The organism is Vibrio sp. 10N.261.52.C2, from assembly GCF_041471425.1.
In the GTDB taxonomy this organism is placed as follows: Bacteria; Pseudomonadota; Gammaproteobacteria; order Enterobacterales; family Vibrionaceae; genus Vibrio; species Vibrio crassostreae_C.
The window spans coordinates 56,997-71,291 of sequence record NZ_JBFROH010000026.1 but is presented as its reverse complement, the minus strand read 5'-3'; the positions used below and the strand labels follow the sequence as shown (position 1 = coordinate 71,291).

Sequence of the window (14,295 nt, the reverse complement as noted above, 5' to 3'; positions counted from 1 at the left end):
CGGAATAAGCAGCAAGCTCGATAGCCAAGCTCACCTCATCGCTTTATTTAAACCTAGCTTTCAATTGGTTAATGGCTTCCGGCGGTGCCACTTTGCTCAATGATGAAATACATTGCTCAAACGCCTTTGGTACGCCCGGTATATGACTGTTTCGCGCCAACACTTCACACTGGGCATACAGGTGCTGTGGGTTGCGGCTAAATTGGTAAGCCTTATGCAGTGATTGACTTGCCGTAAGCACATCCGATTTTTCCAAAGCCAATCCGTACACATACCAATATTGAGGGTCGGTTTGCGCAGTTTCAGCGGCTTGTTTAAGGTAGTCCGTTGCTTGTTCGTAATCTTTCACACGAAGCAGAGACAATCCTGTGCTGTATGGCAAAACACTCGATTTAGGCTGAGCTTCAATACCTTGCTTCAAGGTCGACAACGCTTTTGCCTCGTTACCTTGCGCTCGATACAAATCCGCTAAATTGGCGTAGCTGTTTTCGAAATAAGGCTCAATCTCGATAGCGCCTAGATAAAACTCAATCGCTTTGTCGTGCTGGCCTAAATCTCGGTAAACGTTGCCTAGGTTAGTACGTCCAAATCCTCTGTCGGCATTAAATTGCTGTATTTCAATGTACTCTTCTAATGCAGGCTTGATTTGGTCTTTCTGCAGAGGGTTCATTTCTCCCCAATAACGCACTAATGCGACTGCGGTTTCTGAACGAATCGACAATACAGGGTCTTTCAGTAGCGGCTCTAGAATTTGCCAACGGTCAGTGAATGGGAAACCAGACGAGCCTTGTACCACACCCAAACGGATCATTTCATCATCATGTTTCACCGCTCTTGCCAGCGAAATAAGCGTATTCTTACCCGTATTACCGCCCAAACGTTCTAAGCTCGATGCACGAATGATATTGCTTAAGCTAGAGTCCTGAGCCGAGTATGCCAACGCATCCTCTGCACCTCTGTGCCCTATCGAGTCAGCATAAAAGGCAACGGCAAAGTGCTGCTGATTACGATACTTAGAATCTGGGAACCACTCACCGATTTGCTTATCTGCCCACTGGTCGGTTTGATCTGCATGACAGCTAGTGCACACGTTCGGCGTTTTAATGTGTTGGCTAATATCAGGACGTGGGATATGCCAACTGTGGTCACGCCTTGGGTCGACCTCCATGTAAGTCGTCTCTGGCATGTGACAAGTCGTGCATTGTGAAGCTTCAGTATTCGCTTCGTGGAATGTGTGCTTTTCAGGCGTGTATTCTGATGCAATATGACATTGGCTACACACGGCTTCTTCCGCAATTTTTAGTTCAGCGGTATGAGGATCGTGGCAGTTAGTACATGTAACGCCTTTTTCAGCCATCACGGATTGAAGGAAAGATCCGTAAACGTAATCTTCATCGTAGATTTGACCATCGTTGTGGTAAAGCTCTGGGGTAATCAAGCTCAAGCGATACTTATCAAAGAAAGACCCGTTAACGTGATCACCCGTTTCATTTAACTGAGTACGACGGCTGTGGCATTGAGCACAGGTTTGAACTTGATTGGTATGGATGATGTCTTTTGGTTGCAGGGTTGAATTACCCTCTTGATAGATCCACTCTTTGACCGACTTCGACAAGTCGCGGTCAAAACCATAATGCGCCGAGACTGGAGCATCCTTTCCACCGTTAGCTTTTGCTAGCTGAGCCTTTTCAACGTGCTCACTCGCAGGGCCATGACACGCTTCACAACCGACATTAATCTCAGACCAAGTAGTGTTGTAGGTATTACTCGCGCTGTCGTAGTTTTTCTCTAGGTTCGTTGAATGGCAATCAGCACACATGAAGTTCCAGTTTTGACCGCTATTGGTCCAGTAAAATTCATCGGTGTTGGTGGTATCAGGATAGAGGTGAAACCAGCGTTGACCGCCTTCGCCCTCAGTGCGAGAATCCCAAGCGAAAGGAATCAACTGTACACGGCCGTCTTCAAATTCAACCATGTATTGTTGTAGTGGTTCAAAGGCAAAGGTATAGCTGATTTTGTAATCTTTAAAGTGGCCGTCTTGCCCTTCAATATTGACCCAGAACTCTTCGCCCTTGCGGAAAAATCGGTTGGGTTTTCCGTCATGAGTGACCGTTTGATCGTTGAAATCACCTAATACAGATTCGTCTGTAGCGTGCTTCATCGCCATATCATGATGAGAGCCCTCCCACGCTTCGACTTCTGCACTATGACAATCAACACACGCTTCCGAACCGACATACGTGGCTTTAGAGCCGATAGGTAAAGCATCAGAGCTAACGTGCGAAGCTACAAAGTTGGCCTTTGAAATATCAGAGTTGATATTAGGGTCTTGCTCGTTGGCATAAGCGTTCAGACTGAACAGCGACAACATCAGTGAAGACAAGATTGCGGATAATACTGCGACTCGCTGGTGTTTCAATCCGTTTACCAGTGAGCACAACCATGCAGACATAACATTCCTTGTTTTTATACATCCTTATGCTTAATAAGGTAGACGTAAAAACAACGAATTTACAATTATTTAGTGGCAATGAGCTCGATTGTTGTGATTCGTATTCACGACCGGGATTTACTCATCGATATGCGCATAAAAAAAGAGCTCCTAAGAGCTCTTCAATCTGTTCAGTTTCACTCAAACAATCACTTACTTGTTATGAGATTCCTGCAGTTTTTCCATTACCTGATCCAAGCTAAAGCTCGCAGCTTTTTGACGTGGCGGATATTCAGCAAAGGTTTCTAGGAACTTGCCCACATACGCTTGTGCTGGAACGAACATATAAGCATGGTCTAACAACCAGTCGTAATATGTGTTCGATGTAATGTCTGCGTTTTCGTATGGGTCCATACGCAGGTTAAACAGCTTAGGAAGACGTAACGTCACGAACGGCTCAGCCCAAATTTGCATGGTACCCGTTGCACGCTGCTCCATGAACACCGCTTTCCATTGGTTGTAACGAAGCGCCGCTAAATCACCATCATCGGTAAAGTAGAAGATCTCCGAACGACGGCCTTTCTCTTCTTCACCCGTTAGGTAAGGAAGGAAGTTGTAACCATCTAAGTGAACCTTAAACGTTTTATCACCGGCAGTATGACCTTTGAGTAGTTTCTCTTTGATTTGGTCATCACCAGCGGCGGCAACGAAGGTTGGCATCCAGTCCATATGGTGCATGATTTCGTTAGATACGGTTCCTGGTTCAATCTTACCAGGCCAACGAACCATTGCTGGTACACGGTATGCGCCTTCCCAGTTGGTGTTTTTCTCACCACGGAACGGGGTTGTACCCGCATCAGGCCAAGAGTTCATGTGAGGGCCGTTATCCGTTGAGTAGAAAACAATCGTGTTGTCTTTGATACCCAACTCATCCACTTGCTTCAATAGTTGCCCAACGTGTCGATCGTGCTCAACCATACCATCAGCGTAGTTACCGACACCGGTTACGCCTTTACTGTCGGCTTTCACGTGCGTTCTAAAGTGCATACGTGTCGCGTTCCACCACACGAAGAATGGTTTGTCCGCTTTCACTGCGCGAACCATAAAATCAAGTGCCGCGTCTAGTGTTTCTTCATCAACCGTTTCCATACGCTTACGCGTCAGTGGACCGGTATCTTCAATCTTGCCATCAGCGAATGACTTAATGACACCACGAGGGCCAAATTTCTTACGAAACTCAGGATCGGTTGGGTAATCTTCATTCTCTGGTTCTTCTTCAGCATTTAGGTGGTAAAGGTTGCCAAAAAATTCGTCAAACCCGTGTGCTGTTGGAAGGAATTCATCTTTATCGCCAAGGTGGTTTTTACCAAATTGACCTGTCATGTAACCCATAGGTTTCAGCATTTCTGCGATTGTCGCGTCTTCTGCTTGTAAGCCAATGTCTGCGCCCGGCAAACCTACTTTACTCAAACCCGTTCGTAATACACTTTGTCCCGTGATAAAGGTAGAGCGACCAGCAGTACAAGATTGCTCTGCGTAATAGTCCGTAAACATCATCCCTTCTTTCGCGATGCTATCAATATTCGGGGTTTTGTAACCCATGAGACCGAAGGTGTATGCACTCACATTGGATTGACCAATATCGTCCCCCCAAATAACCAATATATTTGGCTTTTCAGCCGCAAAAGTGGCGCTGGACGCGGCCATCATCGCTGTACCCAAAATCGCTAATCGACGTTTAGCGCCATATTTCGCTGTCATAGAAACCTCTTCGTAAGTTATTTGCATCCTGCCCTACAACGTATAGTCCATTTTTTACACATGCGCGAGATACCCTAAGCTATTAATCTTTTTGTCATTTTTATTGAGATACGGATACAGAAATCATCGATAAGGTTTACGCCAACAAACATGATAAGGATCACACATACAAACTAAGGCTTTATTCTACGTACCCACTGGAGCTGATATTAATCAATAGGTTACCTAAGCATCATAACGATTGGTTATAAGCACTATAAAAGGACGTAACGGAATTTTGAGAATAACATTTGCTCATCGATGCGTTGTTCTAACGCATTAATCTTAAAAGTGAATCGGAGTCCTTATGGGTACTAAAATTAATAAACTAGCATTAGGTGTTGGCTTATTAGCAGCTTCTTCAGCGGCAACAGCAGCGGAAAAACCGAATATTCTTGCTATCTGGGGTGATGACATTGGTGTTTTCAACATCAGTGCATACAACAACGGTATGATGGGTTACGAAACGCCAAACATTGACCGTATTGCGAATGAAGGCGCACTATTTACTGACCACTACGGTCAACAATCGTGTACTGCTGGTCGTGCTGCATTCCTAACCGGTCAAGAACCTTTCCGTACTGGTCTATTGACTATCGGCATGCCAGGTTCGGACCACGGTATCCCTGATTGGGCTCCAACGATCGCAGACCTTCTTAAAGAACAAGGCTACATGACAGCTCAGTTCGGTAAGAACCACATGGGTGACCAAGACAAACACCTTCCAACGAACCACGGCTTTGACCAGTTCTTCGGTAACCTATACCATTTAAATGCAGAAGAAGAGCCTGAAACATATTACTACCCTAAAGACCCAGAGTTCCGTAAGAACTACGGCCCTCGTGGTGTAATCAAGTCTACTGCTGACGGTAAGATTGAAGATACTGGCCCAATGACGCGTAAGCGTATGGAGCATGCGGATGAAGAGTTCCTAGAAGAATCTCTAGCATTCATGGAAAAAGCGGTAAAAGCTGACAAACCATTCTTCATCTGGCACAACACCACTCGTATGCACGTGTGGACTCGCCTACAAGAGAAATACCAAGGTAAGTCAGGTATCAGTATTTATGCTGATGGTATGTTAGAGCATGATGACCATGTTGGTGTGCTTCTAGACAAGCTGGATGAACTAAAAATCGCTGACAACACTATCGTAATTTACTCTACCGATAACGGTGCTGAAACGGTTTCTTGGCCTGATGGCGGCGCAACTTACTTCCACGGTGAGAAAGGTACAACTTACGAAGGTGGTATGCGTGTGCCTCAGTTAGTTCGCTGGCCTGGGACTATCAAACCTGGAACTAAAATCAACGATATCATGGGCCACCAAGACTGGATTCCTACTCTACTAGCAGCCGCTGGTGATGATAAAGTGGTTGAGAAGCTAGCATCTGACAAAGGTGCAACTTACAACGGTAAAAACTGGCGCGTACACCTAGATGGTTACAACTTCCTGCCTTACTTCCAAGGTAAAGAAGAGAAAGGCCCTCGTGACAGCATGCTTTACTTCTCTGCTAACGCTGAGCTAAACGCAGTACGTTGGAATGACTTCAAGATTTCGTTTGCTGTGATGGATGGTAACATTGTGGATGCAGTTCGTTTCCAACCAAACTGGCCTCAAGTTGTTCACCTACGTGCTGACCCATTCGAGAAAGCACCGCACGAGTCTGGTATGTACCTACGCTGGATGGCAGACAACATGTGGTTATTCGTTCCAGTAGGAAATCAGGTTCAAGAGTTTATGACGACGCTACCAGATTACCCTATGCAGAATAGCCAAGTACTGAACCCAGGTAACTTCAACCAGAATGCATACATGCTTCAAGGTAAACTTAAGCAACTAGAAGCAGCCGCAGCACAAGCTAAATAAGCTACTCTAGATTAAAAATGTAATAACGAAGCCGTGGTGACTGAATGCAGTGACCGCGGCTTTTTAGTATCCAATACAAATAACATAAGACGCGAACCGCCAACTAGTACAATTCACACCCAACCTACCCTCTCATTTTTCAAAAATAAAAACTCACACTAGTCAATGTGAACCTTAATATATGACCGTTGCGTTAAGATTTCGCAAATTTTTTCAAATCCTTATGACATGACTTGAATTGGAGTTCTTACCATGCGATTGTAGTTCAACTGCCCATAAACAACTGTATGATTATGAAAACATTAAAATCCATTGCGCTGCTTTCGACAATTATCGCAGCACCACAAGTGTTAGCTGACGTAACAATTGAAGTTCCTTCTAGCGCAGATGCTTTAGTCGAAGTCTTAGCTGTTAATGAGGCTAAACCTGATCTCGACGGTGGTTTCTTCTCTTCGAGCAAAACGATCACCGTTCCAGATGGCGTGAACCAAATCGTTTTCAAATATCAACTTGCTTTCAGCCAAGGTAACGACCGCGAGTTTGTCGATAGCGATACCATTATTGCTACTTTTGATGCGACAGACACAGCATTGACGTTCGACATGCCTAAGTTCCGTAACACCAACGAAGCGAAAAAAGGCCTTCAAAACTTAGATTGGAAACTGGTTGATGAAAACCAAAATGCAATCAGTGTTAAGCAAGATAAGCTAATCAAAGATGGCATGCAGATCGGTCGTAAGTACCCGCAAGAAGCGAAGGAGTACAACCAGAAAGGCGGCATCGCTGCACTTACAGTAGGTTCTAGCGCGGGCGTAGCAGCTGCTGTCGCACAACCGGTAACGCTTCCAACAAAGATTGACGGAAATGCCGCGAATACAGCTGAAGAAATGTTGTATTTCTGGTACGAAAAAGCAGATGCTGAAACCAAGCAGAAATTCAAAGACTACGTGAACAAGTAACTCAACTGTCTTACTTTAAAAATGAAAGAAGCTGGCACACTGCCAGCTTCTTTTTTGTCTTCATCTAGATGATTTAGGCTTATAGAGATTAAGCAGACTCAGTCGATAACACTTTACCATCCACTTTAGTTGGCCATCCTAGCGCTTTATACTCAGCTGCTAGTAAATGGGCACAGCGGCTAGAAATTCTGGTCAAAATCAGCTTTAGCTAAGTAACCTTGAACAAGCTCTCGATATTGCTGCTTCAATGGCGCTTCAATAAAGCTCGCGTCTATCGCATTCAAACTAAACAGCGCTAACTCCTGATGCGTCATCTCATGAGCTTTGCTCACCGCATTAAAGTTATCCGACATGTAACCACCAAAATAAGCAGGGTCATCCGAGTTAATCGTTACAGCCACACCCTTTCTGAGCAGTTCGACAATGTTGTGGTCTTCCATCACATCGAATACACGCAATTTAATATTCGACAGTGGGCACACCGTCAGTGGCATTTTGGTTTCAATCAGCTCTTCGATTAGAGCTTCGTCTGTCATGCACTGGACACCATGATCCACTCGACTCACGCTGAGCATTTCAATCGCATCGACAATGTTCTGAGCCGGCCCTTCTTCTCCTGCATGAGCCACCGTCAAGAAGCCCGCTTGTTTCGCTTGTTGGAATACACGCTTGAACTTCTCGGGTGGGTGTCCTAATTCAGAAGAGTCCAGTCCAACCCCGACGATCTTATCTTGATGCTTCAATACCTCTGCGAACGTTTGAATGGCGCTCTCTTCAGATAAATGGCGCAGAAAACATGCGATGATTTGAGAGGTAATGCCCAACTCTTTATGACCCTGTTCAAGCGCACGATGAATGCCGTTAATAGCGGTGTCGAATGCAATGCCACGATCGGTATGTGTCTGAGGATCAAAGAAAATCTCAGTATGGATAACATTGTCGGCTTTACAGCGTTCTAGATAAGCCCATGTTAAGTCGTAGAAATCCTGTTCTGTGCGCAGTGCATCGGCACCTTGATAATAGATATCCAGAAATGACTGTAAATCATCAAATTCGTATGCGCGTCTTAGTTGCTCTGGGGATGAATAAGGCAGCTCAATGCCATTGCGTTGAGCAAGCTGGAAAAGTAACTCAGGTTCGAGCGAACCTTCAATGTGTAAATGCAACTCTACTTTTGGGAGCCCTTGAATAAATGCGTTCATATTTCACCTACTATGGATTTTAGGTGTGCACTTACTCTGAATAATAGACAGGAGGTTTTCTTGAACGCCATTACAAAGAGTAAGAACACAATTGTGATCTAAACCCTTCGTAATCAGCACTTTGCGGGAGCTGGTAGAGACCCCCAAACCATATCATTGGGGTTATACGAAGCAAACGGTTGCTACTATACAGAGTTTAATGGGAATTTCACTAATCAATTGCTCATTAACCGATTTCTAAAGCAGGAACCTGTTTGGTTCGATCTCAACGGTAATCTGGTCGTATTCTCGACATCAGCAACATATCGATGTACTTACCCGCTTTGAACGTACTGAGTCTTTTTGTGCCTTCTAACTGAAAGCCTACACGTTCATACAAAGCAATAGCGGCGTGGTTATCGGCATGAACCTCTAACTCAAGACGCACGAGATTAAGCCAGTTATCCGCCTGATTGATCGCTTCTTGCATTAACGCCTTACCGACCCCTTTACCATGCATATCTGGGTGAATAGCAATACCAAGACCAGCGCAGTGCCTGTCTCTTACCTTGGTGGTCATGAATAAAGTAATGTGACCCACTACTTTGCCGGAGACTTCCGCAACCAGAGTGAAATGGTCTGAATGACCAAACAGTCGCTCCACTTGTTCAGAACTAAGATAAGGCTTTTGTGAGGTGTTTTCTGAAACTGAAGGGCGGCGATAAATATCGAAAATATCTTGGCTATCCGTTGCTTCTAAATGTCTAATTTGTATTTCCAAAGCGCTTCCTTATCCTATTATTTCTATCCATAAGCTAATTTTCATATTACGGATAGCAACGGGAACCTACAACCTTTAAAGGTGTAAGTGCCCGAAATAATTAAACAAATAGTAAGACTGAACTTAAACTTCTGCTTTGATGAGTATTTTTAAAATAGTGTGAATATCAGAATTTATAATCCACACCCACACTCGCTAATACTTGCTCGGAGTTATAGAAATCGATATTAGAATCTATGCTTCTTAAACCCAGTAAAGTAATGAACGCCCAATCTTTATAGCCCATCAAACCACCAAACTCATAAGCTAAGAATGCACCGAATTCATTCTCTTCACGTACTTGCCCGTAAATTGGATTCGACTCATCATATTCACGATCACTTGCATCTAGGGTGACAACAAAACCATGACGACCGATTCTCTTCGCGTAGTTTAATTCAATACCATAACTATCGAAGCTGAGTGCTCCTCCTTCTGCGTCTGAGTGGAAATACACCATTGAAGGAACAAATAGACCTGCGTGGTTTGGTAAGATAAAGCGGTATCCTGCTTTGGCGTACACATAGGTTCTTTCCCTATCCAGCAGCACAGTATCTTCCGGAGATAAGCCTTGGCTACCAGATAGCTCTTCATCAACATCTGATTGCCCAAATGCGAGATCCGTTCGAAAACCAGTTCCACCGATATTAGTGAGCTGCAGTCGTCCTACATTACCTTTCACATCCGTTTCATTTCGATTAACGCCAACAGCATACGGATCCGTCCAAGCCTTACCCGAGATAAGCGTAGGAATAACAGAAAAATCCAATATGGTGCCACCAGAAAGTTGATATCGATAACCGATCTCAAACGCAATGGTACCTGTTGCAATATCCTCTCGTGTCGTACCCGCATACACTTGGTGAGTCAGCGATTCGCCAAAAGTATATTGAACAGTACCCAAAAAGCCGAGTAGCCCTTGGTTTTCACTCTCCCCTTCCTGGGTGTTGGTGGCTTGATTCGAATCTTGTTCAGTACTCAAATTACTACTGTCAGAGTAGAAACCGGCCAATACACTGAAGTTACCGCTGAAGCCTTCACTTGGAGCAAGGCCACTGTATGCAGGCATTGAAGCCAATGCAGAAAAGACTACTGGTAAAACAAACCTCATATTCACATCCATTACTTGAATAATCACCAAATAACTATAAGCATCAAAATGGAATTATAACAAGCATTTAACAATATAAGTTTATTCGCTTGACGCTGTCGATATCGCTAACCATTCACTCAAAGACACAACAAATTGATCTATCACGATTGGGCTTTCGTAATACCTCTCGAAAATAACGGACAAAACTCAAAGGAAGACAATATGTTTAATAAATTAATCAAAACCATGTCAGTGCTAGTTGCGACGCTTCTTTTTACGGCTTTTGCTCACGCTGATCACCACGGAATGAAGAAAGATATCGTTGACGTGGCGGCTGAAAACGGCTCTTTCAACACCTTGGTAGCAGCGGTAAAAGCGGCAGGCTTAGTTGAAACATTGAAAGGTGACGGTCCCTTCACAGTGTTTGCGCCAACGGATGAAGCGTTCGCTGCGCTACCAGAAGGAACGGTTGATATGCTGTTGAAGCCAGAAAACAAAGACAAGCTGATTGCAGTACTGACCTATCATGTGGTGCCAGGGAAAATAATGGCGTCTGAAGTGATGAAACTTGATAGTGCCGTAACAGTGCAAGGCGAAGCGGTAATGGTAGGAATTGATCACGGCAACGTGATGATCAACAAAGCGCAGGTCGTGATGGCAGATGTTGAAGCAAGCAATGGTGTTATCCATGTGATTGATGCTGTATTACTGCCTAAATAATAAAGATGAACACAAATCAAAGGTTCTTAGAGGGTGTGACAGGTTCACACCCTTTTGACGTTTAAATACCAAGTTAAGATCGGTATCAAACTAGCCGAACCTGCCTTTATATAAGCAAGAACCCGGATTACATAAACAAGCGCCCGAATATCAGAAAAGTCGCCATCGATACCACCTTCGTGAAGACCACTACCCAGATGCAGTCACCAATACTAGAGTGCGTCGCTTTCCCGAGTAGGAACACAAACAGAATCAACCCTAACACCCAACCTACTGTTGGAATCAATGACACCAGAGCAACGATAACAGCAATAGTAAGAAGGGATTTAAAATCTGCGACCACGAAAGACATTTTAGAGGCGATGTACATACAACATGCGGTGATTAATGCGTCCATCACAAACGCTAAAGCTTCAATACCCACTTTACTTCCTTCACTGATATTAGTTGAAGTGAATATTATCTCTAAAGAGATGATTTTTCTTGAATAAGAGAACAAAAAGCAGGTGAAAACTGTGTCAAAAATGAGATTACCGTTCGTCTGAAGGCATAGGTTTATTTGTTCGAGTCTTCTAAGCCTTTGACCAGTGCTCGCGACCGAGTCTGATTTGCTTTTTGATAGGCATCAAAGCCATCTTCGCGTTTACCTCCGAACAAACAAAGAAACGAGTTGATGACAAATGAAAAGAATGAGATTACGACAACAAAGAGAGGAAATAACCCCGACACCCCAGCATCTAAGGCAAGAACGCCAACAGCGAAGGACAACATCGACACCAATGTATATAGTTTAGATCTACTCACATGACTCATGAACAACACTCCTTGTATTCATTCAATGTTTAGATTAGACAAATTATCTTGCACACAATTTGAACTCATCGACAATATCAATAGATCAGGAAAAGTTATCCTTAATAAGGTTCATTAATATTTCAAACTCGGTTTCTGTATCCCTAAGAACACGAGTCCGCCTATTCAGCTGCCTTGTCCATCTTCAACTATCTTTTCCATCACGTAATTGGTCAGCTTTACGCCACGCATTTCGACTTCCTGTTCATTTACTACCTTAAAGCCAAGGTGCTCATAAAAAGGCCTTGCGGTAATACTTACTTCAGAGAAATATCTCGATACGCCACGAACTCGACCCACAGTGAAAACATGTTCCATCAACGCTTTCCCGACACCCTTCCCTTGATATTCGTGGTGACAGAAAAAGTGATCAATCAAGCCGTTAGGTTGCAGGTCAGTATAGCCAACAACGCAGCCATCGAGCTCAGCCACAAAGGGTTGTAACCCATTCATACGCTTTTGCCATAACGCAAAGTCAAAGCTACTGGGTGCCCAAGCTTCGACTTGCTGTTGAGAATAATCTCGAACATTCACGTTACGTACGGTATGAAAGAAGATCTCCCACAGTGCTTTGTCATCACTCGCTTGATAGTTTCGAATTCTAACCACAACATACTCCTTTTTGTCTTAAGTCCTTTCTGAGGTGCAAATAAACAGCTGAATCAGCAAGCTTTATAACCTAACAGCCTCAGCTTTAGAGCAAGATATCAACGATAAAACACAGCGAGCCAGATCGTCACCGCATCTTTATCCGTCCTCAGCACCTTGTGTTTTTCACCTGCGGAAATATTGAGATAATCCCCTTTAGGCAAGGTAACAATGCGACCATCTTCAAACTCGATGACGCCTTGACCTTCTATCACCATCACCCATTCATTCTCATCTTGATCATACCAACCCTCTTCCGGGGAGCTGTGTCCATGCGACAATATTCTTTCAATTCGAACACTGTCGTTGGCAATCAGGTCATTGAATATTTCATTGGGTATTGATGAAAGAACATCATTGTAAATGTTTGGCATCAAGCTCTCCTAGCTAGCATTGAATTGATTAACAACTTGGGCCTTAGCTGTACTGTAAACCTAAGCAGTGGCACTCTTTCTGAAGTAAAAACGGTAATAGCCCACCAAGTTACTGCAGATAAACAGCGCCTCCATAACAACCGCTGTTGGCGAACCAACTAAATAATTGTGAACCAACCAAAAGCTGGTTCCGATGATCATCAATTCTCTTAATCGACGGTCATCTTTATTGAAGGCAGCAAAGGTCTGAAATACGGAGGCAAAGCAACTCAATATGCTGGTCAGCCCCGAATAAGTCACAGCGGTTGCGACCACCGACATCGAGCAGAACAAATATTTAAACTTAGACGAGGTAGAAAAGACGCTCGTCAAATAACGAATCGTGGCAATCGTCATTAAGCTTGCCGCTGTCCATTGTTCAAGAAGGATAAAGTGACTCGAAATAAGAACGCCAGCAAAGAACAGACAAGTGACGATTTTCTTCCTTTCCTTGAATTGGAATGACAGAAGATCAAAACAAATGGCTATCGCGACTAATACTTGGGAAAGATAAAAGGCAGACACGGTGATTCCTTCAATAATAACATTCCGCCCTAGCCGCTTCTTTCACGGTGAATAATCGAATAAAACATACTAGGCGGTTACAACAAAACAGAGCAAACAGCGCTCTAAAGCTTCTATAAAAATCTAAAGCTTCAACACACCACTAATCACAGTGGTCGCAGAGCCGATTAACTTTATTCGCCCATTAGCCAATAATTCAGTCGACATATAGCCACCACGACGAGACGCCTGATAAGCACTGAAACTGCTTTTGTTGAGCTTTTCTGCCCAGTGTTGCGTCAATGCGCAATGTGCCGAGCCAGTCACAGGATCTTCATTAACCCCAACCCAAGGTGCAAAGTAGCGAGAAACAAAATCAAGTTCCGTATTTGCTGCCAATGCTGTCACCACTACACCTCGCCCTTGAATACCTTTTAACGCATCAAAGTTTGGTGAAAGCTCCAATAACATTTGTTCGTTGGAAACTTCGATTAACTGCTTAGAGTCAAATTCTCTGAATGAAACTACTTGATGCGGATCTAAACCTAGGTGTTCAAGCAGCGTGAGGTTGGGTTCAGAACGCAATGATAGCTGTGTACTAGGAAAATCAAGCTCGATAGACGATTCACAAACGGCGGCAGATAATTCCCCAGATAAGGTGTTAAACACGACCTTATCACCTGTCTCAAGCAGTCCTTGTTCTTTCATCACATGAACCGTTGCCAGTGTGCCATGTCCACACAGCTTCACTTCGACTTCGGGAGTGAACCATTTAAGCGTCATAGTGTTAAGCGCGAGAAAAGCCGTTTCAGATACCGCCATCTCTTCAGCGATTGAAAACATTAACGACTCATCCAACGGCTCTTTGGAGATACAGACCCCGGCAGGGTTCCCTTTAAACGCTTGAGTTGTAAACGAATCTACTTGATATATCTCTAAATCCACAATGGCTCCTAAATGCACAACATTTCCCAAACCGGCAATCATGGCTCGTTGGGACATAA

14 protein-coding genes and 1 riboswitch are annotated in these 14,295 nt (G+C 44.0%); of the genes, 3 read left to right on the top strand and 11 right to left on the bottom strand.

Features of this window, described 5'->3' with window-relative positions:
- Positions 1-43 precede the first annotated feature (43 nt).
- Entirely contained in the window at positions 44-2,452 is a 2,409-nt protein-coding gene (locus AB4307_RS10800; RefSeq protein WP_372131870.1) for a tetratricopeptide repeat protein, read from the bottom strand.
- 192 nt (positions 2,453-2,644) lie between these two features.
- Positions 2,645-4,192 carry an arylsulfatase gene (locus AB4307_RS10795; protein ID WP_372131868.1) on the bottom strand — a complete coding sequence of 516 codons (1,548 nt, stop codon included), beginning with the start codon at positions 4,190-4,192 and terminating at the stop codon, positions 2,645-2,647.
- Between the two features lie 346 nt (positions 4,193-4,538).
- Here AB4307_RS10795 and AB4307_RS10790 point away from each other — a divergent pair, with 346 nt between their 5' ends.
- Positions 4,539-6,101, top strand: a complete 1,563-nt coding sequence (locus AB4307_RS10790) for an arylsulfatase (protein ID WP_017064704.1) — start codon at positions 4,539-4,541, stop codon at positions 6,099-6,101.
- A 293-nt stretch (positions 6,102-6,394) separates the two neighbouring features.
- Positions 6,395-7,060, top strand: a complete 666-nt coding sequence (locus AB4307_RS10785; protein ID WP_102320967.1) for a DUF2057 family protein — start codon at positions 6,395-6,397, stop codon at positions 7,058-7,060.
- Between the two features lie 179 nt (positions 7,061-7,239).
- Here AB4307_RS10785 and AB4307_RS10780 read toward each other — a convergent pair whose 3' ends face one another.
- The 3 genes from AB4307_RS10780 to AB4307_RS10770 all read right to left on the bottom strand — a co-directional run bounded on the left by AB4307_RS10780 (position 7,240) and on the right by AB4307_RS10770 (position 10,172).
- Entirely contained in the window at positions 7,240-8,262 is a 1,023-nt protein-coding gene (locus AB4307_RS10780; RefSeq protein ID WP_136979512.1) for an adenosine deaminase, read from the bottom strand.
- Between the two features lie 90 nt (positions 8,263-8,352).
- Positions 8,353-8,452: riboswitch (purine riboswitch) on the bottom strand.
- Between the two features lie 75 nt (positions 8,453-8,527).
- Positions 8,528-9,022, bottom strand: a complete 495-nt coding sequence (locus AB4307_RS10775; RefSeq protein ID WP_017060016.1) for a GNAT family N-acetyltransferase — start codon at positions 9,020-9,022, stop codon at positions 8,528-8,530.
- Positions 9,023-9,188: 166 nt separating this feature from the next.
- Complete coding sequence (locus AB4307_RS10770; RefSeq protein WP_102332872.1) at positions 9,189-10,172, bottom strand: DUF2860 family protein; 984 nt, start codon at positions 10,170-10,172, stop codon at positions 9,189-9,191.
- Positions 10,173-10,376: 204 nt separating this feature from the next.
- Between AB4307_RS10770 and AB4307_RS10765 the strand changes: the two genes are divergently transcribed.
- Positions 10,377-10,874, top strand: coding sequence for a fasciclin domain-containing protein (locus tag AB4307_RS10765; RefSeq protein WP_017060018.1), 498 nt, complete (start codon positions 10,377-10,379; stop codon positions 10,872-10,874).
- A 127-nt stretch (positions 10,875-11,001) separates the two neighbouring features.
- On the opposite strand, the gene AB4307_RS10760 is transcribed toward AB4307_RS10765, so the two are convergent.
- The 6 genes from AB4307_RS10760 to AB4307_RS10735 all read right to left on the bottom strand — a co-directional run bounded on the left by AB4307_RS10760 (position 11,002) and on the right by AB4307_RS10735 (position 14,236).
- Positions 11,002-11,298: a hypothetical protein gene (locus AB4307_RS10760; RefSeq protein WP_372118171.1), complete on the bottom strand. Its 297-nt coding sequence runs from the start codon at positions 11,296-11,298 to the stop codon at positions 11,002-11,004.
- A 131-nt stretch (positions 11,299-11,429) separates the two neighbouring features.
- The gene (locus AB4307_RS10755) at positions 11,430-11,687 is read right to left on the bottom strand and encodes a hypothetical protein (RefSeq protein ID WP_017060020.1); all 258 of its coding nucleotides are present in this window, start codon (positions 11,685-11,687) and stop codon (positions 11,430-11,432) included.
- A gap of 165 nt (positions 11,688-11,852) precedes the next feature.
- A complete protein-coding gene (locus AB4307_RS10750; protein ID WP_017064712.1) occupies positions 11,853-12,335 on the bottom strand; it encodes a GNAT family N-acetyltransferase in 483 nt (160 codons plus the stop codon).
- Positions 12,336-12,433: 98 nt separating this feature from the next.
- A complete protein-coding gene (locus tag AB4307_RS10745; RefSeq protein ID WP_372131866.1) occupies positions 12,434-12,748 on the bottom strand; it encodes a cupin domain-containing protein in 315 nt (104 codons plus the stop codon).
- A gap of 60 nt (positions 12,749-12,808) precedes the next feature.
- Entirely contained in the window at positions 12,809-13,312 is a 504-nt protein-coding gene (locus AB4307_RS10740) for a YgjV family protein (RefSeq protein WP_017069852.1), read from the bottom strand.
- A 123-nt stretch (positions 13,313-13,435) separates the two neighbouring features.
- A complete protein-coding gene (locus AB4307_RS10735; protein ID WP_372131864.1) occupies positions 13,436-14,236 on the bottom strand; it encodes a PhzF family protein in 801 nt (266 codons plus the stop codon).
- Between the last annotated feature and the right edge of the window lie 59 nt (positions 14,237-14,295).